We start from the raw sequence: 18,976 nt of genomic DNA on the forward strand, positions 1-18,976 counted from the left end.
ACCAAGGTGCTTTTTATCCCTTATAGGGGTACAAAACATCTCTTCTTCTGCTTAAAATATACCCATTCAGAAAATCCAATTTCCTTGAGATGCTGTCGAACCAAGTCAAACTCGTCCCCCACTCGTTCTGGATCATGGGCATCAGATCCAAAGGTAACTTTTACCCCGTAGTGTCTTGCAATCTCTAAAATATCATCCGATGGATACCAGCCGCCCACATCTTTGGTTTTGCCGGATGTATTGATCTCGATAGCTATATCGCATTCTCCAATCACTTTTAATGTATATTCGACTGCTGCCGTTTGGATCCCTGAAAAGGAAGGATAGAATCCCTTTATAGCATCAATATGACCAAGGATTTGGAACATTCCACTTCGAGCTGACTGATCAATCAGGTTATAGTAGGTTTCTTTTGTCCGTATTTTTTCTTGTTTCGTAAGCCCGTCCCAGCGATCTTTTTTAAATATATTGATTCCATCCACATGATGAACCGACCCAATAATATAATCAAACGGATAACTATCATAATGCCTACGATAACTTTCTACATGCTCCGGCAAAAAGTCTGACTCAACCCCTAGCAGAACTTCAATTTTTTCTCTATACAATTGTTTCAGCTGCAGCACTTCATTTATGTATTCAGGAAATTGACTTTTCCCCATCGCGATGTGGGGAAAAGGTTGATCCTCCTTACTTGTGAAATACGGCGAGTGATCAGCTATCCCAATAATATTCAAGCCTTTCTCAATCGCTGCTTCAATATAATCGCGAATCTTTCCCCGTGCGTGTCCACATCGATCGTGATGGGTATGTAAATCAAATTTTGGATTAGAAAGCGAAACACTCATCTTTGGTTACCTCTTTATCCTCAGCATTTCTTTTCGTTTGTACATTACTTTTTCCAACAAATACATAGTTATTCAACTACGGTCGCCGGTCTTTTTCCCTCTCTCGATCAGTCATCCTAACTTTCAATCTGAAACTGAATTAGACCATATTCTCATCTCTTCCTTAAAAAAGAGTTAAGCGAGGCATAAAGGAAAAAGCAGGATTCTCCTGCTTTTTTCTTGGTTGATAAATCGATGAATGCTTTTCTAAAAATCATCCATTATTCCTGTTCTTCCAGATCGTCCGAATAGGTTACAGACATAATATCCTGACAATTCCAACATTCGCTACGGTTTTTCTCAAACAAAGACAATTCCTCACCACAATAAACACAGCAATCAGACATTATATCCAAACCTCCTTTTATTCATCCACTGAAGATAAGGTTATGATGTCCTTCTGTAGTGTGAAGTAATCCCAATAAACTTTAGTATGGAAGAAAATCTGCCATAGTTTTTTTGATTCACTTCTTTTTTAAAAAAATAGTTTGCAATCCATTTCTATTTGATTTGGGCTTATTAAAAGAACACCCGCCCAAACATTGTCCTTCTTTTTACATATGATAAATTATCCTCAGTTGAAGGGAGTGAATCACATGAGCGCTGTTGGATACGGTGGTGGCATCGCGTTTATTCTGGTGCTTTATATCTTGCTTGTCATTGTTGTCAAAACAGGTTGGGCATATTAATCTAATGAATAAGGGCTGTTGGGAGAAAAGTCTACAGCCCTTTCCATTTTTTTATTATTATCCATATTTGTCTAAGACAACTCCATTTTATTGACATATTATATATTACTCCTCCAAGCCAACCAGAAACGCTCATGGATTTGCCCTTCGAAAAGAAACGGTGAAAACATCCACCGTTTCTTTTTATTTATAAAAAATTCCAATTCTTACGAATGACTAGGACAGCGGCCCATACATCTTCCCACGTTTCTCATATGATAAAGTATCCTCGTTAAAAGGAGTGAATGATAATGAGTGCAGGAGTTTATGGAAGTAGCATTGCGTTTATTCTGGTTCTCTATGTCTTGCTTGTCATTGTTGTAAACACAGGGTGGGCATACTAAACCCAACGAACAAGGGCTATCGATCGTTAAATCGATAGCCCTTGCTATCTATAAGACTTATGGTAAGATAAAGATTTCTAACTTCCGCGAATGACTAGGACAACGGCCCATACATCTTCCTAGGTTTCTCATATGATAGAGTATACTCGATAAAAGGAGTGAATGATAAATGAGTGCATGTGGTGCAGGAGTTTATGGAAGCAGTATCGCGTTTATTCTAGTTCTCTACGTCTTGCTTGTCATCGTTGTTAAAACAGGTTGGGCATACTAATTTGTACACAAGGAGACATTTCATGTCTCCTCCCTAACCCCCTTCATCGGGGTTTTATTATATTTCGAGATCATGTTCCATGACTACCTGCCTATTTCTTGGGAAACCTATAAACAGATGGCAGTCTGGAATGGAGGGACAATGTTGGATACAGAAAAAGGGCCGCTTACCTCGGCTGAAATTACAACCCTTTAGAGTACATATGTATCAAACAGCATGGCCATTTGTGTCTTAAAATACTTTTTGGCGAAGGCGGAAGATAGCGAGGCCAAGTCTGTCCTGGCATTTGTGCTGAATTCCTCAACTAAACAAGGCTATTACCTGAAATCCTACTTTATGCCGAAGATGGTGCATATCTCATGATGAAACACGGTTGGATGGAACAACCGCCACGAGCAATAGATCGAGAAGCCCTTACTAAACGGTAACAGGCAACTGATTATCATCATAATGGCACATCATGATCCGATTATGATCGTGATGATTAATTTAGACATGGACGTGATCGCATAATCTTTTGTCCGGGATATTCTTCATAATGAACATGATCGCGCGTATGTTACCATCACCTCGGTTGCTAGGTAAGATGTCAAATAGATTCAGGAGAAAATCCGCTTATTTTGATCTTTTTCTATTAAAAAGTAGGATAAGCGGAAAAACTCCGGTTATCCCCCAATCCTTCCGCCAGCCCTTTAAACGGAAATCGATTTTATTGACATCAGTCTCCACAACTTCATAGTTGACACTGATTATCATTAACTGGTATACTGTATACCATAAGAGAGAATAAAAAAATGGAGGAATGAAACATGTTCAATCTAAATTTCCTGTTCGGTGCCACTGCTCAAAAGTTAATGGAGAAGAAAACAAAGCGTTTAAATGACACGTTGAATTACAGCAAGAACCACAAAAAATAAAGGAGCATAAGAATGAAGGAACGATAAAAAAACCTCTACAAGATGTTAAGTAGAGGGTTTATTTATGTTAATTCCTTTTTCTGCACATAATATAACATTTAGTTATACTATTGATAACTTAATATTATAATTTCATAATTTGGATTGTATTTATTAAATCAATGTAAACCCAATGTGTTTATTCTCGCTTATCGGGGGAAATCGCTTTATTCGCAGAAGATACGGCCAACATCATGATAAAGCATGGATAGCTGGAACAAATACCGATAGCACCGGACCTTCATCAGTTAGTCAGGAATAGATAATCATAAGCCTTGAGGTTAAGGTTAACCGCAAGGCTTTTTTGACTGGTCTGACAATTAGGAGGACCATAGGGGAAGCTTTATTTCAATCGTTGTTCCTTGGCCTAATTCGCTTTCCACATGGATTTGACCGGAATGATTTTCGATGATTTGTTTACTTACCATAAAGCCTAAACCTGTGCCTTTTTCCTTTGTTGTATAGAAGGGTTGCCCAAGCTTGGAAAGTACTTCCTTCGGGATACCACAGCCCTGGTCAGTAAGACGAATCAACATCTCTTCCTGGCTATTTCCATTAACTTGGATCGTAATGATCCCGCCATTTGGCATCGATTCAATGGAATTCTTGACGAAGTTGATAAACACCTGCTTCAGTTGATTTTCATCACAGTAAATATGGGTGACACCGGGCTTAAATTCGGTCACAAATTGAACATTGTTAAGGATCGCTTGGGTATCTAAAAGGGTTAAAACCTGACTTAACAAGACTCTGATGTCTTTTCGCTCATATTTTATCGATTGCGGTTTGGCTAGGATTAAAAGTTCACTGAGAATCAATTCAATTCGCTCAATTTCAGACGACATAATATCAAAATATTTCTTCTTTTCCCCAAAGCCAGCTTTCATCAAATCGATAAATCCTTTAATGGAAGTCATCGGATTCCTGATCTCATGAGCGATTCCAGCAGCCAATTGCCCGGCCACCGACAACTTCTCGGAGTTTTGGAGAAGTTCTTGAGCTTGCTTCCAATTGGTAATATCCCTCAACGTAACAGACCAGCCATCTTGCATTCCTTTCCCGTCGAGAATAGGCGAACTCGTAACTAACAGGTTCAAACTTTCCCCATTCATCTGTTTCCCTATCATTTCTAAGCCGACAACCGACTGTCCATTCTCTGCCTCTTCGAAAATTCTCCGGGCCTCATCTAAGTATTCCCCAGAAATAATGGGGAGATGTTGCCATTCCATACCCATGATAGCTTCCCTAGGGTACCCAAATGTTTTTTCAAATGTGGCATTGATCCTCTCTACGGTCCCTTCGTTATTAAAAATAAGTATAGCATCCGCATTGTTCTCGATAAAAGACTCGAGCTGCGTGGTCTTCGCTTTAAGTTCCTCTTCCGCACGCTTTCTTGGGGTCACGTCACGGCATATCCCTGTCATACCGACAATGTTCCCCTTACGATTACGTATCGGAGATAACGTGGCCTCCACATCCAGTAAAGTACCATCTTTTCTCTGGCGGATGGTTTCAAAGCCAACCACGGTTTCTCCCCTTTTGATCCCTTGATGAATTTTGTCCATGGCTTCTTGAAGAAAAGGAGGAACCAAAGGCAATTTTTCCCCTTTTATCTCTCCGGCTTTCCAGCCAAACAGCTTTTCGAACGTCGGATTGACATTTATGATCTTATCGTTTATATCAACCATCCAGATCGCGTCTGCACTATTTTCAATAAAAGACTCGAGCTGCTCGGTTTTCGATTTCAGTTCTTCTTCCGCCTGCTTTCTTCTCGTGATATCACGGCATATCCCTGTCATCCCGACAATGATTCCCTTACGATCACGGATCGGAGATAACGTGGCCTCCACGTCCAGCAATGACCCGTCTTTTCTCTTGCGGATGGTTTCAAAGCCAACCACGGTTTCTCCCCTTTTGATCCCTTGATGGATTTTGTCCATGACATCCCAGAGAAAGTCAGGAATCATGGGAAGCTTTTTTCCTTTTATTTCTTTCTGTGACCAGCCAAACATCTCTTCAAAGGTAGGGTTAACTTCCAAAATCGTATCATTTAAGTCGACCATCCAAATCGCGTCTGCACTATTTTCAAGAAAAGACTCCAGTTGTTCTACCTTCTCTATCAGCTCCCCAGCCCTTTCTTTCGTACTGCTCATTTCCCTGAACTGTGCCATGAAAAATAAAGGTCTTTTGCTTTCATCCCTCACGATGGATAGCGTTAAAGAGATCCAGACATCAAACCCATTTTTATGAATATATCGTTTCTCCACTTGATAGGTATTCAACTCTTCAAATAAAAATCGTTCCCTAAGCTGAATGGATCGGCTTAAATCATCAGGATGGGTGATGTCCTGAAAAGTGAGTTCAGCGAGTTCTGATTCCGAATAACCGAGAATTTGACTTAGTGATGAATTCACGTGCAACCAATGCCCTTCAATGGATAATAACGCCATTCCAATAGGTGCATATTTGAAGGCTTGGGCAAACAGTTGATGTTCTGCAAAATCTAGATTATTTATCATAGATCCTCCGAATTACACATATTTTCCCATTAAGTATTGGACAATGACTTGCCATATTCCTTTTAAACCATATGTACTTCAGCGCATTAATAGTATAGAAATTACCATAATAAAAAAAGCCCCTTAACTTACAGGGGCTGTTCCTTCCTCTTTGCTCCTTCTGCAGGGAGCCGTATCAACCTTTGTTCCTTCTCTTACCTTACTCTCGATTTGCAACGTCCCTTGATGCTCCTTAATAATTTTTTGGGAGATCATTAAACCGAGTCCTGTGCCCTTCTCTTTTAGGGTGTAAAATGGTTCTCCCAGACGTGGGCGTGGTTAACGGATTGCGGATTTCGTGGGCGACACCTGCGGCTAACTCACCCACTACCGATAGGTTTTCCGAGCGCAGCAGAAGCTCTTCGGCTTGCTTCCTTTCCGTTATATCCCGACTGACGATAACCAGGTGTTCAATATGCTGATCTTCTCCTGTCACGGGCATGCATCGGGACTCTAGGTGCACCCAGCTTCCATCCTTATGCTGACTGCGATATTCAAGCGTGGAGAAGGTTTGATGCTGAAACATCGCGTTGATCCCTGATCTCAGTCTCTCAAAGTCATCCGGGTGAATTAAGAAGGAAAGATCCCTTCCTAATAGCTCTTCCGGATGGTAGCCCAAAACCGCTTCATGGGAAGGAGAAATAAATGTGACCCTCTTTTGGCAATTCATGATAGCGATAAGATCAAGCGCATTTTCTGCGATTAACCGATATTTCGCCTCACTCTCCGATGCCAGCTTGTACATCCCCGAGAGGCTTTTCGGACATCTCATAATTTTTATAGCTCTAGCGTTTAAAAATTCTCTTTCCTTTTTGTAACACAAGCGATGTCTCTGGGCATTCTATAACTGGTTTTACAACTTGTACAACGAGTAGAAAGAAGGCTGGTCATGAGAAAATGGATGTATTTACTTTTTATGCTATGGATTTTGACTGCTTGTACCAACGACTCCCCTCGGATCCATCAAGAAAGCCCTTCTATTGCTGAAAACCCTACAGATAACCGCGGGAATGACCCAGAGATTTTAAACAGCGACCCGCTAGCCAAGATCGGGGATATTGGCATCGAGCAAGTTTTACCTAGGGATCAAGTCCAAAGCTTTCCCTCTCAAGGTCCTAGGGTACAGCACCATTTTGATTGGGACTATAACAATATTCATCCCGTTTTCCCTAATCCAAATGTCCAACCCATGAAGGGCGGGTATATTGAAAATGTGATCTCCACTGGCAAGCTGTATATGGCAACCCCTTATGAGTATGGTTCGGATCGAAGCACTCCTGCCACCTTTGATTGTTCTGACTTCACCAGATGGATGTTTCTTCAAGCTCTAGGCATGGACTTGCCTAAAGACGCAAGAAGCCAAGCCCAATATATCCGGCTGTATTCCCATCGAAAGTTTACGGATTTGAGAAAAGCGCGCCGTGGGGATCTTCTTTTCTTTATGACCTATCTAGGCCCTGAGAAAGCTGCATATAAGGCGATTGATGTAAAAAACCAAACCATTGGTCATTGCGGGATTTATTTAGGAAACGGTAAAATGCTTCATACCGCAAGTGCCAAAACAGGCGGCGTCCGCATCGATAAAATTCCAGGTATGCATTATCAGTGGCGCTTCGTAATGGGAGGAAGTGTACTCCCTCCCCAAACCGATAAGAAAAAAAGCTGAAGGTCTACCTCCAGCTTTTTCTTACCGATCTAATTGGATAGATAAATTGCAATTTGAGCATTCCAGTTGCAAGCAGACCTCCACTGTTCTTTATTCTTCCTCAGGTTCGCCTATCAATTTAGCCGTGTAGACTTCATTTTGATCATTATACTCCATGAACGTACCTACCATATTTCCGTTATCATCTTCTATTCGGATATTCTCGCCCTCCACCCACAAGTGATACTTGTCGCATAAGTTTGTAAGATCGACCATGAAATTTTTAAACGTTTCTTTTGACATCTCCTATCCTCCTATAGCAAATGCGAACCTTATTATTATAGTACGTCAATATAAAGACCCCTATCCGCGATCCAGCAAGCAAAAATAGTGTCAAATTTCCATTGGTATGTGAAAGGCCCTCAATTTTTTACCTTGCATACCAAGTTTGAGGAATTTTATAATGAAGCCTCCTTGCATATTGATGAATTAGCGGAACGTTTGCTAGCTTTGGGTGGCCAACCTGTAGCTACGATGAAAGGAGCGTTGGAACTTTCCTCTGTCGAGGAAGCTACTGGTCAAGAAAACTCTGAACAGATGGTCCGATCCATTATCGCTGACTTCTCTCAGTTACTTGGAGAACTCAAAAATGGAATGGAGATTGCGGATCAAGAAAATGACGAAACAACAGGAGATATGCTGCTTGCGATTTATTCCAGCTTAGAAAAGCATGTTTGGATGCTGCGAGCCTTTTCAGGCAAATAAATATTCATAAAAAAGCGCGACAGGTCTTTTCAGATCTGTCGCATTTTTTAATTTTCCCCACAAAATAATCCCTAAACTTTCTTATTCTTTCATCCGATATCTATCATATATGCATTATTCCTATTTTTTACTAGTTTTTGACGCTTAGAGAGGAACATCTATCCATTTCTTGCGTCTAAAACTATAGAAAATTACTAGAAAAGGAGGACACCATGCTCAGAAAAATCTACATAACACATGCAGGAAAATGGGCTTTCGCTCTACTGTTTTGCGTATCCCTGCTTTTTCCGGCCACTACCTTCGCCAGTTCAGCTTCCCCAGAACCGGCCATCTCCGTGAAACTCGTCAAGTATGTAGGCAACCCCACGCGATTGACGCTGGAGTTAGGCGGTGACTATCTTGTGCAAGACGCTTCTCTGACCTTGCCCCAGGGAACCTATGAATTGAAGGCAGAAAACAACGGAATTTCCCTCTATAAGAACGGACAAGCCTTATACTCGGGAAATTCGAATTTCAGCTTGCAGCCAAGCAGCACTCAACTCACCTTAAAGATTAATCAGCGTCCGTACCTCGGATCCATGGCATTTTCTCTTCAGAATGGAAAAACTATCCGTCCTGTAAACACCCTGTCCATAGAAGATTATGTGAAGGGCGTGATCCCCAATGAGATGCCAGCCTCATGGAATAAGGAAGCGCTAAAAGCCCAAGCCGTGGCTATTCGCACCTATGCAATGCGTCGCCAGCATCAAGTGATCGATGATACAATCAACTTCCAGGTATATGGGGGATATAACAACCTTGCCACAAGTACCCAAGCCGCTGAAGAAACGCGCGGCCAAGTATTAAGTTATCGGGGGGAACTTGTAGAAACCTTATACTCCTCAAGCAATGGAGGAAAGACAGAAGCCAGCGGAAGCCTGTGGGGAGCCCTGGATTATTTGACAGCAAAAGAAGACCCCTACGATCCGAAAAAACCTTGGTCTGTAAATTTCTCCAAGCAGCAAATCGACCTTTCTTTGCTAGATTTATCCCAGCCGCAACTATGGTGGACCAGCACAAAAGAGAAAGACTTAACCCTAATGAATGCCATTAAAAGCTGGCTTCAGCAGAATGGCTGGGCTGGGAAGGAAATGAAGATTACCTCCATCCCCGTCATCGAATGGGCCAATGTCAAAACTGTTGGAGGAAGAGAAACGAAAGCTCGTATCGTCATTCAGTTTTTGACTCGTGACAGCCTAGGAACAATTCAAGCGCAACAACTGGATAAAGCAGACCTCACCCTTGTTGAGCTTCGCAGAATGTTTGGAGGAAGTCATATTATCAAAAGCTATTACGTGAATCCGATTCAAGACAACGGCGATACATTCACCGTAAGCGGAAATGGCTTTGGGCACGGAGTGGGAATGAGCCAATATGGGGCCAAATCTATGGCCGATCAAGGACTAAGCATGGAAAGCATTCTTTCCTTTTACTACCCTGGCACCACGCTATCCGAGGCAAGCAAAGCCGTCTCCTCCGCTGTTGTGGCATCGGCACAGGTACCGGCAACCCCTCCAGTGGCTCCTGCGTCACCTGCTACAGCAAAAGCTCTTGTAGCGAAACCGAAACCCAAGGAAGTGAAGCCAAAGGTTACACCTAAGCCGCTTCTTGTGGCCTCCCGATCTGCGGGTCCGGTCATTCAGGGAAAGATTAAGTCTACCGTGCTCGTTGGCATCCGAAACACTCCTTCGTTTAATGCGAAGCCCCACGCTACCCTGAAGAACGGCCAGGCTGTTCAAGTCGTTGGTAAAAAGGATCGCTGGCTTCAAATCAAGACAGGAAACATCACCGGATATGTTCCAGACAATTTTGTGCAAATTACCAGATAGCGCGTGTGATTTTCCTCACACCCTCCCTCGATGCCTCCATGTTAATATATATTTAACAAAAGGGCATGAGGAGTGAATTGGATGACACTGGCAAACGTTTCTGAAGCTTTCGTACAGTGTGAACACCCATTTTATAAAGAAGTAGAAATCTTTAACGGTGAAGCAAACTGTGTGCTTTATAGCACCGTTACGGCATATCGAACAGCCATCCGGCTGCCTATCGTAAACTTTGATGCCGTCATGCATCAGATCTCGTTACAGCTCATCCGATTGCGCTCCCATGAACTATGGAATCAGCAGCAATTGATCGAGCTAGAAAACTTGGATGACGCCAAGCTTTAGCTCTGCGTCAACAAGTTTTCCTCGTGCTGTCCAAATTATGTAACGAAGTTATAATTCTGACAGCAGAACAAATGTAGTATCGGTTTTAAAACTTGGGGGAGTTTTAATACTAAAAAAGAGGCAGGGATTCCTGCCTCTTTTCGTTTTTTTGGGGGGATCCGCACATAAGCGGAAAATCTCCTATTATACCTAGTCTCCAGCCCTTAAACCCTAGACTCCAATAACAACGGTACCATCACTCTTCTTCATCCTCCACTACTATTGATAGATTTTGCTCCTTATAGTACCTCTCCGCACCAGGATGGTAAGGTACCGGTAAGTTTGTCCATGCAGACGATAATTCAATGCCCTTGGCCGCCCGGTGATACCGGCTGAGTTCCTGCACATTTTCGAAGAGGACCCTCGTCAGTTCGTAGACTTTTTCCTCCGGCAAATCGTGACGGACGAGCATCATATTTTGAATGGCAACCGTCGGTATCGATACCCCGTTCATATAGGTTCCCGCCGGAATTTCCGAAATCTGGAAGAAGGGATACTTATGGGCTAGGGCCTCTGCCTCCTTCACTGGGATCGGTATGATTCGCACACTATGGGTCTTCATAAGTTCCAGGACAGAGGGGTTGGGCAGTCCCGACGTCACAAACGCCGCATCAATAGTACGTTGCCGAAGCTGTTCAATGGCTTCCGAATAAGACAAGTAATACGGCTCGATATCCTCGTAACTAATGCCGTGTCCATCCAGAAGCAGCCTAGAGTTTGCTTCTACACCGCTATGCAGTGCGCCTACTCCGACCCGCTTTCCCTTGAGATCATGTATGGTTTCAATGGGACTCCCAAAAAGCGTGATCACTTGAACATAGTTTGGGTACAGTGCAGCCATCGCCCGCAATTCCTTGTAAGGGCCTTGCTTTTGGAAGAAGTTCTCCCCCATATAAGCAAAAGAAGCAGCATCGGCCATCGCAAAGGCCATCTCGGCTTTCTTTTCCCTTAGCAGTCGGATATTTTCCAAGGTGCCATCCGTCGAACGGACCGAAGCAGGATGGCTAAATACGTTTTCATAAATCTTCATCAACCCCAAACCAATTGCAGCGTAAGGGCCTTCCGGTCCCCCTGTGGCAATGGAAATGACCTCTTCCTCCAGCCTTGGCGGACTTTGAGGATGAGTTTGATTGCATGAAGACAGCAAAAACAGGCCAATCAGTACAAAGCCCCATTTTCTCATCTCTCGGCCGCTCCGTCCTCTTCCTTGTATTTTTTCAGCTTATCCCTTAGCCCTCTTTCACTGATGCCGAGTTGATCCGCTGTCCGTTTTCGGTGATCCGCGCACTGTTCCAGGGTATGAAGAATATATCTTTTCTCCACCTCTTCTAATAGAAGTCCGGAAGGGAGGAACATCCCTTCCTCCACACCTTCCCCGCCTGCTCCTAAACTCTCTGCTCTGCCTGCATTAAACTGGGCGGGAAGATCCTTAGCCTCCAAAATCTCTCCATCAGATAAGGCAACGGCATATTCAACAATATTGGAAAGCTCCCTCACATTGCCGGGATAAGAATAACTATATAGGAGGTGCTTTGCCTGATGACTCATGGAAAGACCTTTTCGATTCATCCGCAAGGCATACATCTCCAAAAAGTGCTGGATCATTAAAGGAATGTCTTCAACGCGTTCTCTTAGCGGCGGCAGATGCACAGGAATCACATTCAAGCGATAATACAGGTCTTCTCTGAAATTTCCTTTCTTCACTTCCTCCAACAGATCGCGGTTGGTTGCCGAGATAATCCGGACATCCACTTCTTTTCTTTGTACCGAGCCTAGTGGAGTAACTTCCCGTTCTTGTATGACCCGTAATATTTTAGCCTGTAAATTTAACGGCATTTCGCCAATTTCGTCTAGAAAGATAGTCCCATGGTTAGATTGCTCAAATAACCCTGCTTTTCGGGCTACAGCTCCGGTAAAGGCCCCTTTTTCGTACCCGAACAACTCACTTTCCAGCAGGTTTTCTGGTATAGCAGCACAGTTAATGACCGAAAAAGTCTCAGATTTTCTCGCCCCTTGGTAATGAATGGCCTTGGCGACCAATTCTTTGCCTGTTCCGCTCTCCCCGGTGACCAGCACATTGGAATCGATATCCTTAACCTTGCGAATGAGCTCAAAGAGATTTTTCATTTTGGTACTTTGCGCGATGATTCCTGCATAGCCAATCTGGGGATGAACAACAGAATGCAGTCGTTTATATTGCAAGCCTTTTTCGATTAGGAGCTTTAGCTCCTCTAGATTCAAAGGCTTTGAGAGGTAATGGTATGCCCCTTCTTTCATTGCGCGAACTGTGGTTTCTATATTACCGTAGGCCGTCATCATAATAATGATCACGTCGCTTTGAATTTCTTTAATTTTTGGGATCAGATCCAACCCATTTTCATTTCCTATCCGCAAATCAAGCAGGACTGCATCGATATGATTTCCTCTTAAGAGGGTGAGGCCCGTCCCCCCATCTGTTGCGGTATAAACCTCGTAATCATCTTCAAGGGCAAATCGTATGGACGAACAGATGGCTTGTTCATCATCTATGACCAGGATGTTCATTAGCTCTTCCCTCCTTCGGGAATCTTAAAGTGATAGTGGTTCCCGAACCCTCTTGGGAATCTACCTCCACCTCGCCTTCATGTTCCAACATAATATTATAGCTAATATAGAGACCTAGTCCCACCCCATTTCCTTTGGTTGTGTAAAAGGGCTGAAAGATATTCTCCACCTGAGCCTTGGTCATTCCGATTCCTGTATCCGACACCACAAGGTAGCTCTCATCCTTATCTTCTCGCGAAAGGATCGAAATTTGCTTGATAGGCTGGTCTTTAAGAGCATCGACGGCATTGGAAATCAAATTGATAAGCACCTGCCTGACCCGTTGCCGGTCCCCATAGACATATGGGCTTTGGTCTAAGTCAATCTGAAAATCAATCTCTTCTTGATGCGTGCCCATTTTAAAGGAACGGATAATGGAAGATAACAGGTCCTCCCACTGGATCCATTCCTTGACGGGCTCTTTGCGCCTCGTATAATCCAATAAATCTTCTACAAGATTATTGACCCGATTCATTTCTGCCGGGACATGCTTTATCAGCTCTTCACGAAAGCGAGGATCCTCCACTTTTTTCGGCAGGACATCAATAAACATTTTCATCGAAGTCAACGGATTGCGCAGCTCATGGGCAATCCCCGCAACAAGCTGGCCCAGTGCGCGAAGCTTTTCCTGAATCCTTAATTTTTCTTGCAGCTGAATTTGTTCTGTTCGATCTTGCAAGCTGATAATCCATCCTCCTGACCCATCCTCCAGAGCGGCAACATAATAATAGATAAATTGGCTTCCAGAAGCATGACTCCAAGTTATTTCGCCGCTTTGTCCCTGTCCGGGATCGGTCCGATCCAATAAGCTTGAGATTTCTTTGAGTAGGGGGCTGGAGTCAATCGAAAATCCCGTTGCATCTTCATCCATTCCTAGTATTTCATTCGCTCGGCGATTCATGAGGGTAACCTTGCGATCCTTGTCACAAGAGAGAATCCCATTATCAATCCGCTCCAGCACTTCACGCTGAAAAGCCAAGTAATGAGTAAGCACCTTTGTTTGTTTGGCTACTTCGTTCTTCAACCGTTTGTTCCAAATCGTGACCAAAGAGATCAGCAGGATGGCTAAGATTGAGACCGATCCTAATACCCACGCTGCTCTTTGCCACCAAATGGCTTGGGAGTTATACGGCTCAAACCAATAATTGTAAACCGATCGATATTCCTTCTTCTGCTTCAGCTCTCTCAAGCTTTGATTAATGGAGGTGAGCAGTTCCAAATTTCCTTCGCGTACGGCAAACGAATATTCAGTCGGTTGGATAAAGCTTAGGCGAATTTCGTAAGCCTCTGCGACTTGCTTTTGTTCCAATACATATTGTGCGGTCCAGCGGTTTCCGATAAAAGCATCTGCCCGCCCGAGAAAAAGCATCTGCATCGCATAAGGTTGGCTTGAAGTTACATTCACCTTGACCCTCCTCACATTGTCCAGGATCTCTCTGGCAAGGGATCCCCTTTGAACCGCTGCTACCCGTCCTTTCAAATCCGTTAGATCGTATATCATTTTGTCTTCTTTAGGTACAACCAGCGCTTCTGACATCGTAAAAATGGAATCGGAGAAGTCTAGCTTATTCTCGTAAGAGCCCCGGTACTTCATTCCCAAAATGACATCCACATAACCTTGTTCCAAATGGTTTACAAACTGATCTCCATCAAGAGGAAAAAACTCCAACTGCCACTTCAATTCCCTAGCAATACGATGTGCTAAATCTATATTATAGCCTTGGGGATTCCCGTTCTCATCTAGAAAAGAAAAAGGCGGAAGATCCCGATCAAAGCCTACCTTCACCCTTTTCCATTCTTCAGCGTACCCTTTCTCGCCGATCAAGAGAAAAAGCAGAATCATAAGAAGAAAACACTTTCTCATATCGGCCTCCTGTCCAAATGGTTTATCTTGCACCAGAGGGGATCTCTTCACTGTAATTAACTGTATTTTACCAGAATGGTACCATGAAATTCGAACATTAAAAAAAGTTTCATTGAAGCATTTCAGGGGTGCAAGACCACCTTTAGAGGAAACTTTTTATGCGGAATAAGGATGATCATTCGAAGAAGTTTATCCTTTCTTATTCCGTAGGATAAAGGGGAATTATCCTGCTTCAGCAAGACAATTCCCCTTCTTTTTACACTTCTATAGAGTTCTGCTTTCGCTGGAAGAGCATCTGGCTTCCGAGTATAGCTAACACGATGACGATTCCGATAATATCGGTAATCGGCTCCGGTATAATCATCATCAATGCTCCACAGCCAAGAATCAATCTCATGATGGCATTCAAGTTTATCCTAAAGTAACCTTCCACCGCCGCACTTAAAGCAATGACCCCAACGAACGAGGTGAAGGTGACCATAACAATATCCAGGATTGGAGGCATTGGAAATTCCTTTGCATTCATCGCTAATCCAGCTGGATCAATCATGAGCATGGTAGGGTTATAAACGAATAAGTAAGGAACAATAAATCCGGCTATAGCCAGCTTTAACGACTGAAAACCTGTTTTCATTGGGTCTCCCCCTGCGATACCCGCGCCAGCAAATGCCGCTAGTGCTACAGGTGGAGTAATATTGGCGAAAATTCCAAAGTAGAAAACAAACATATGTGCCACAAGAACAGGTACACCGAATTCAGCCAAAACAGGAGCAGCCATTGTTGCTGTAATAATATAGCATGGTATGGAAGGCAATCCCATTCCCAAGATCATGGAAGCAATCATTGTAAAGAATAACGTCAAGAATAAGGAGCCTTGCCCCAAATCCATGATCGATGAAGTCATGACCGATCCGAAGCTGGTCAAGTTCACTACTCCGATTACGATTCCCACTACCGCACAAGCGATCATGGTCGATAAGGAGCCTTTAGCCCCTGCTTCCAAAGCTTCAAGAACATCTTTGAACGACATGCGGGTTTCTTTGCGAATCAAGCTCACTAAGACGGTCAAAACAATGGTATAAAAGGCAGCATAACCTATTGGCATGCTAATATATAAGAAATAAACCAAAGCGACAATCGGTAAGAGCAAATGACCGCGCGCCTTTAATACTTCCTTGATCTGTGGCAGCTGATCCTTGCTTACCCCTTTTAAATCTCTCTTTCCCGCACGGAAATGAACTTGGGCAATGACGCCTAGATAGTACAGTAAAGCAGGCAGAAGTGCAGCAAGAGCGATGGTTCCGTAGCTTACTCCTGTCGTCTCCGCCATAATAAATGCACTGGCTCCCATGATCGGCGGCAAAATCTGCCCCCCTACTGAGGCACTGGCTTCAACGGCTCCAGCAAATTCTGCTCGATATCCGATTCGTTTCATTAGCGGGATCGTAAAAGCTCCCGTTCCCACCACGTTAGCTACCGCAGCACCATTAATACTTCCCATAAAGCCGCTGGAAATGACCGCAACCTTAGCCGGTCCCCCTTGCTTGTGCCCCGCTAGAGCTAGGGCCAAATCATTAAATAATTGTCCCATTCCTGACTTCGCTAAGAAGGATCCGAACAAGATGAAAAGAAAGATAAACGTAACCGAAGCACCGATTGCCGAAGAGAAAATCCCGTCTGTCTTTAAGTACAGTGCTCCAAAAATATCCCCCATGTCATAGGGACGGGTTAATAGCTTATCTGGCATGAAGTCCAAGTGACTGACAAACGGATAAGCCAAGAAAATCAAAGACAGAATGGGTAAAATCCAACCCGTAATTCTTCTTGCTCCTTCTAGGACAAGTACCACTGTAAGGATCGCAAAGATGATATCCAGGGTTGTGGGCACTCCGCCTCTTGTCGTCATAATTTCCTGGTATTCCGCGAGCAAATACCCCGTAGAGGCCAAAGCAAGCAAGAACAGGATCCAATCGTACCAGGAAATTTTGCTTCGGTTGGAGGATTTACCTGCAGGATAAATTAAAAAGATTAATGCCACCCCAAGGCCTACATGGATCGCCCGTTGCTTTAATTCGGGCATAGGGTAATACGTGTTATATAAATGGAATATCGAATAGAAAATGGCTAAAGCCGTCACAAACAAGGCAATTTTGTTGTTGGAAAGAGTGCGTACCACCGATTCGCGATCAAACTTTTCTAGGATTTCCTGTGATTGCTTGGTATCTAGCTCCTTGCTCACGATAATCCCTCCTTTGTTAGTAAATAAATAGCATATTGATATATGGGCACTCGAGTCGGCCTGATCACTACTTCTTCATAAGGACCAGCTAATTCATAAAGGTAGATATCCTGATTGTCGAGGTGCATGGTTGATTTTACGCAAGGAGATACCACTAAGCGCAGTTCCTCCATCTTCCGGTTGACTTCAACTTCCACAAATCCTTTTGGCGTGAGAGAGGTCTTTCCGGAGGAGGGCACTCCCGCACCATACGTCTTGAATTGCGTTTTCGTGAGGAAAAGCTCATTTTCTTTTCTCTCATAAAACTCCAGCCACTCTTCCTTCTCCACAGAATGAATCCATTCAATAGAGAATGAATCCCTGACAAAGAGTTCATGATTTCCCCAGCTCACTTCCGTTAGGCTGAGAGGAAAAAAGAAGAGGAGGGACAATACGAGGATTGCCCCTATTCCAGCTTTACTTCTTCTGTTCATCGTAGTACTTCTGCGCTCCTGGGTGAATCGGCGCTACGACACCAGTTTGTGCCCCTTCAATCGTGATATCTTTCGCAGCCTGGTGCGCATTGGATAGCGTATCTAGGTTTTCAAAGAAGGTCTTCGTTAATTTATAAACATCGTCTTCGCTCAAATCAGCACGAACCACAAGCGCATTCATAATCGCAGCAGTTGGGATATCCTGCTCATTTTTATAAGTTCCCGCTGGGATCGTTCCTGTGATGAAATAGTTCTTTGTTTTTGATAATTCCTCAATCGCTGCACCCTCGATTGGTACAATCTTCAGATCGAAGCCTTGGGCTAATTCCATTAAGGAAGAATTCGGAATACCGCTAGTCAAGAAGGCGGCATCTAGCTTCCCTGATTTCAGCGCATCTGCTGCTTCTGCATAGCCTAGGTAGTCTACTTTAATGTCGTTATAAGTAATCCCATGGGCTTCTAGTAGATTGCGAGCATTGACCTCTACCCCAGAGTTTTGGGCTCCAACGGCAATTCTTTTTCCTTTTAGATCTTCAAACTTCTCAATTCCGGTACTTCCGGAGGTTACAACTTGTACATAGTTAGGATATAAAGCAGCAATTTGCTGGACGTTTTCAACCTTTTCCGTAAAGCTTCCTTCACCATTAATGGCTTCACTCAATACATCACTCATTACGAAAGCCATTTCCACTTTTTCTTGCTTTAATAGATTCATATTTTCTACCGATGCACCGGTCGTTTGTGTTTTCGAATTTACTCCGTACGATTTAGAATAAAGATCTGTCAACGAAGTCGCGATAATGTTGTAAGGACCTGATGCTCCTCCAGTTGCTACTGTCGCAAACTTGGTTTCTAATTTGTCAGCAGCCGCTTCCTTTGCAGGTGCCTCTTGTCCTGCTGGAGCATCGCTAGGAGCTGTCGTATCGTTAGCTCCACCACAGGCTGTAAGAATAGTACCTAATAAGAAAGCCGTAGATAAACCTGCAATAAATTGTTTTTTCATTTTGCTAATCCCCCTCGCAACATTGTAAGCGTTTGTATCTTTGCTTACTAAAATGATGCAAGAGTCGTGCCAACTCGAAGGATGCCGAAAAAATAGGAGGGATAGGGATGGATCCGGCATTTTTTGCCGCTTTAACGAAATTTTTGCCGGAGTATTTTTCCGGTTTGCGTTGTGGTGGGCAGAAAATGCCTAGTGGATGGGGGGAATGAAAAGGGTATATACTTCACTTGTTCAAAAAATGATTTTCTTTTCAGTCTAAATATAAAATCCACTATTCTGTTTATTTTTTATGTTGACATTTATTCCTTTTGTGTTTAGTATAATGATTAATAACAGTTGGATCAAAGGGGAGTAGCTGTCAGGGAAACCTGAAACAAAGTCGTCAATTCGTGGATATCATTATCCTCCGGC

Annotated in this window: 17 protein-coding genes and 3 pseudogenes; 8 read left to right on the top strand and 12 right to left on the bottom strand. The window is 43.4% G+C overall.

The annotated features are described in order from the left end of the window. Positions 1–20 precede the first annotated feature (20 nt). A complete protein-coding gene (locus ABLT31_RS26135; protein WP_367757341.1) occupies positions 21–848 on the bottom strand; it encodes a histidinol-phosphatase in 828 nt (275 codons plus the stop codon). A 260-nt stretch (positions 849–1,108) separates the two neighbouring features. Beyond that, the gene (locus tag ABLT31_RS26140; protein WP_367757343.1) at positions 1,109–1,234 is read right to left on the bottom strand and encodes a hypothetical protein; all 126 of its coding nucleotides are present in this window, start codon (positions 1,232–1,234) and stop codon (positions 1,109–1,111) included. 249 nt (positions 1,235–1,483) lie between these two features. Here ABLT31_RS26140 and ABLT31_RS26145 point away from each other — a divergent pair, with 249 nt between their 5' ends. The 4 genes and pseudogenes from ABLT31_RS26145 to ABLT31_RS26160 all read left to right on the top strand — a co-directional run. Further along, a complete protein-coding gene (locus tag ABLT31_RS26145; RefSeq protein ID WP_367757345.1) occupies positions 1,484–1,576 on the top strand; it encodes a YjcZ family sporulation protein in 93 nt (30 codons plus the stop codon). A gap of 290 nt (positions 1,577–1,866) precedes the next feature. Further along, positions 1,867–1,959 carry a YjcZ family sporulation protein gene (locus ABLT31_RS26150; protein WP_367757347.1) on the top strand — a complete coding sequence of 31 codons (93 nt, stop codon included), beginning with the start codon at positions 1,867–1,869 and terminating at the stop codon, positions 1,957–1,959. Positions 1,960–2,128: 169 nt separating this feature from the next. Continuing rightward, the gene (locus tag ABLT31_RS26155; RefSeq protein ID WP_367757349.1) at positions 2,129–2,230 is read left to right on the top strand and encodes a YjcZ family sporulation protein; all 102 of its coding nucleotides are present in this window, start codon (positions 2,129–2,131) and stop codon (positions 2,228–2,230) included. A gap of 323 nt (positions 2,231–2,553) precedes the next feature. Beyond that, a pseudogene (locus ABLT31_RS26160) lies at positions 2,554–2,658 on the top strand (DUF3231 family protein); the annotation flags it as partial. An 848-nt stretch (positions 2,659–3,506) separates the two neighbouring features. On the opposite strand, the gene ABLT31_RS26165 reads toward ABLT31_RS26160, so the two are convergent. The 3 genes and pseudogenes from ABLT31_RS26165 to ABLT31_RS26175 all read right to left on the bottom strand — a co-directional run bounded on the left by ABLT31_RS26165 (position 3,507) and on the right by ABLT31_RS26175 (position 6,516). Beyond that, on the bottom strand, positions 3,507–5,705 hold the full coding sequence (locus ABLT31_RS26165) for a PAS domain S-box protein (protein WP_367757351.1): 2,199 nt from the start codon (positions 5,703–5,705) through the stop codon (positions 3,507–3,509). Positions 5,706–5,828: 123 nt separating this feature from the next. Continuing rightward, positions 5,829–6,014, bottom strand: a pseudogene (locus ABLT31_RS26170) (ATP-binding protein); the annotation flags it as partial. Further along, the gene (locus ABLT31_RS26175) at positions 5,938–6,516 is read right to left on the bottom strand and encodes a PAS domain S-box protein (RefSeq protein WP_367757355.1); all 579 of its coding nucleotides are present in this window, start codon (positions 6,514–6,516) and stop codon (positions 5,938–5,940) included. The pseudogene ABLT31_RS26170 and the gene ABLT31_RS26175, both read right to left, overlap by 77 nt. A 117-nt stretch (positions 6,517–6,633) precedes the next feature. On the opposite strand from ABLT31_RS26175, the gene ABLT31_RS26180 reads away from it, so the two are divergent. Beyond that, complete coding sequence (locus ABLT31_RS26180; RefSeq protein WP_367757357.1) at positions 6,634–7,410, top strand: C40 family peptidase; 777 nt, start codon at positions 6,634–6,636, stop codon at positions 7,408–7,410. A gap of 90 nt (positions 7,411–7,500) precedes the next feature. Here the strand turns inward: ABLT31_RS26180 and ABLT31_RS26185 are convergent, their stop codons facing one another. Next, complete coding sequence (locus ABLT31_RS26185) at positions 7,501–7,692, bottom strand: hypothetical protein (RefSeq protein WP_367757359.1); 192 nt, start codon at positions 7,690–7,692, stop codon at positions 7,501–7,503. 93 nt (positions 7,693–7,785) lie between these two features. Here ABLT31_RS26185 and ABLT31_RS26190 point away from each other — a divergent pair. From ABLT31_RS26190 to ABLT31_RS26200, 3 genes and pseudogenes are all read left to right on the top strand, one after another. Then, a pseudogene (locus ABLT31_RS26190) lies at positions 7,786–8,154 on the top strand (Dps family protein); the annotation flags it as partial. A gap of 212 nt (positions 8,155–8,366) precedes the next feature. After that, positions 8,367–10,022, top strand: a complete 1,656-nt coding sequence (locus tag ABLT31_RS26195; protein ID WP_367757362.1) for a SpoIID/LytB domain-containing protein — start codon at positions 8,367–8,369, stop codon at positions 10,020–10,022. A gap of 81 nt (positions 10,023–10,103) precedes the next feature. Then, complete coding sequence (locus tag ABLT31_RS26200) at positions 10,104–10,364, top strand: hypothetical protein (RefSeq protein ID WP_367757364.1); 261 nt, start codon at positions 10,104–10,106, stop codon at positions 10,362–10,364. A 235-nt stretch (positions 10,365–10,599) separates the two neighbouring features. On the opposite strand, the gene ABLT31_RS26205 is transcribed toward ABLT31_RS26200, so the two are convergent. The 6 genes from ABLT31_RS26205 to ABLT31_RS26230 all read right to left on the bottom strand — a co-directional run bounded on the left by ABLT31_RS26205 (position 10,600) and on the right by ABLT31_RS26230 (position 18,565). Then, a complete protein-coding gene (locus ABLT31_RS26205) occupies positions 10,600–11,586 on the bottom strand; it encodes a TAXI family TRAP transporter solute-binding subunit (protein WP_367757366.1) in 987 nt (328 codons plus the stop codon). Beyond that, positions 11,583–12,947: a sigma-54-dependent transcriptional regulator gene (locus ABLT31_RS26210; protein ID WP_367757368.1), complete on the bottom strand. Its 1,365-nt coding sequence runs from the start codon at positions 12,945–12,947 to the stop codon at positions 11,583–11,585. The genes ABLT31_RS26205 and ABLT31_RS26210 overlap by 4 nt, the downstream gene beginning before the upstream one ends. Next, on the bottom strand, positions 12,925–14,850 hold the full coding sequence (locus ABLT31_RS26215) for a transporter substrate-binding domain-containing protein (RefSeq protein ID WP_367757370.1): 1,926 nt from the start codon (positions 14,848–14,850) through the stop codon (positions 12,925–12,927). The genes ABLT31_RS26210 and ABLT31_RS26215 overlap by 23 nt, the downstream gene beginning before the upstream one ends. Positions 14,851–15,106: 256 nt before the next feature. Next, positions 15,107–17,089 carry a TRAP transporter permease gene (locus tag ABLT31_RS26220; protein WP_367757372.1) on the bottom strand — a complete coding sequence of 661 codons (1,983 nt, stop codon included), beginning with the start codon at positions 17,087–17,089 and terminating at the stop codon, positions 15,107–15,109. Then, complete coding sequence (locus ABLT31_RS26225; RefSeq protein ID WP_367757374.1) at positions 17,086–17,562, bottom strand: DUF1850 domain-containing protein; 477 nt, start codon at positions 17,560–17,562, stop codon at positions 17,086–17,088. The genes ABLT31_RS26220 and ABLT31_RS26225 overlap by 4 nt, the downstream gene beginning before the upstream one ends. Then, complete coding sequence (locus tag ABLT31_RS26230) at positions 17,546–18,565, bottom strand: TAXI family TRAP transporter solute-binding subunit (RefSeq protein WP_367757376.1); 1,020 nt, start codon at positions 18,563–18,565, stop codon at positions 17,546–17,548. The genes ABLT31_RS26225 and ABLT31_RS26230 overlap by 17 nt, the downstream gene beginning before the upstream one ends. Positions 18,566–18,976: the final 411 nt, after the last annotated feature.

This window comes from Ammoniphilus soli, from assembly GCF_040813775.1.

What these genes read in the sequence shown, in the direction of transcription:
- ABLT31_RS26205 (WP_367757366.1), bottom strand. Translation starts at nt 11,586, where the DNA reads ATGAGAAAATGGGGCTTTGTACTGATTGGCCTGTTTTTGCTGTCTTCA.
- ABLT31_RS26175 (WP_367757355.1), bottom strand. Translation starts at nt 6,516, where the DNA reads ATGAGATGTCCGAAAAGCCTCTCGGGGATGTACAAGCTGGCATCGGAG.
- ABLT31_RS26140 (WP_367757343.1), bottom strand. Translation starts at nt 1,234, where the DNA reads ATGTCTGATTGCTGTGTTTATTGTGGTGAGGAATTGTCTTTGTTTGAG.
- ABLT31_RS26150 (WP_367757347.1), top strand. Translation starts at nt 1,867, where the DNA reads ATGAGTGCAGGAGTTTATGGAAGTAGCATTGCGTTTATTCTGGTTCTC.
- ABLT31_RS26215 (WP_367757370.1), bottom strand. Translation starts at nt 14,850, where the DNA reads ATGAGAAAGTGTTTTCTTCTTATGATTCTGCTTTTTCTCTTGATCGGC.
- ABLT31_RS26155 (WP_367757349.1), top strand. Translation starts at nt 2,129, where the DNA reads ATGAGTGCATGTGGTGCAGGAGTTTATGGAAGCAGTATCGCGTTTATT.
- ABLT31_RS26195 (WP_367757362.1), top strand. Translation starts at nt 8,367, where the DNA reads ATGCTCAGAAAAATCTACATAACACATGCAGGAAAATGGGCTTTCGCT.
- ABLT31_RS26135 (WP_367757341.1), bottom strand. Translation starts at nt 848, where the DNA reads ATGAGTGTTTCGCTTTCTAATCCAAAATTTGATTTACATACCCATCAC.
- ABLT31_RS26210 (WP_367757368.1), bottom strand. Translation starts at nt 12,947, where the DNA reads ATGAACATCCTGGTCATAGATGATGAACAAGCCATCTGTTCGTCCATA.
- ABLT31_RS26165 (WP_367757351.1), bottom strand. Translation starts at nt 5,705, where the DNA reads ATGATAAATAATCTAGATTTTGCAGAACATCAACTGTTTGCCCAAGCC.
- ABLT31_RS26185 (WP_367757359.1), bottom strand. Translation starts at nt 7,692, where the DNA reads ATGTCAAAAGAAACGTTTAAAAATTTCATGGTCGATCTTACAAACTTA.
- ABLT31_RS26200 (WP_367757364.1), top strand. Translation starts at nt 10,104, where the DNA reads ATGACACTGGCAAACGTTTCTGAAGCTTTCGTACAGTGTGAACACCCA.
- ABLT31_RS26225 (WP_367757374.1), bottom strand. Translation starts at nt 17,562, where the DNA reads ATGAACAGAAGAAGTAAAGCTGGAATAGGGGCAATCCTCGTATTGTCC.
- ABLT31_RS26145 (WP_367757345.1), top strand. Translation starts at nt 1,484, where the DNA reads ATGAGCGCTGTTGGATACGGTGGTGGCATCGCGTTTATTCTGGTGCTT.
- ABLT31_RS26180 (WP_367757357.1), top strand. Translation starts at nt 6,634, where the DNA reads ATGAGAAAATGGATGTATTTACTTTTTATGCTATGGATTTTGACTGCT.
- ABLT31_RS26230 (WP_367757376.1), bottom strand. Translation starts at nt 18,565, where the DNA reads ATGAAAAAACAATTTATTGCAGGTTTATCTACGGCTTTCTTATTAGGT.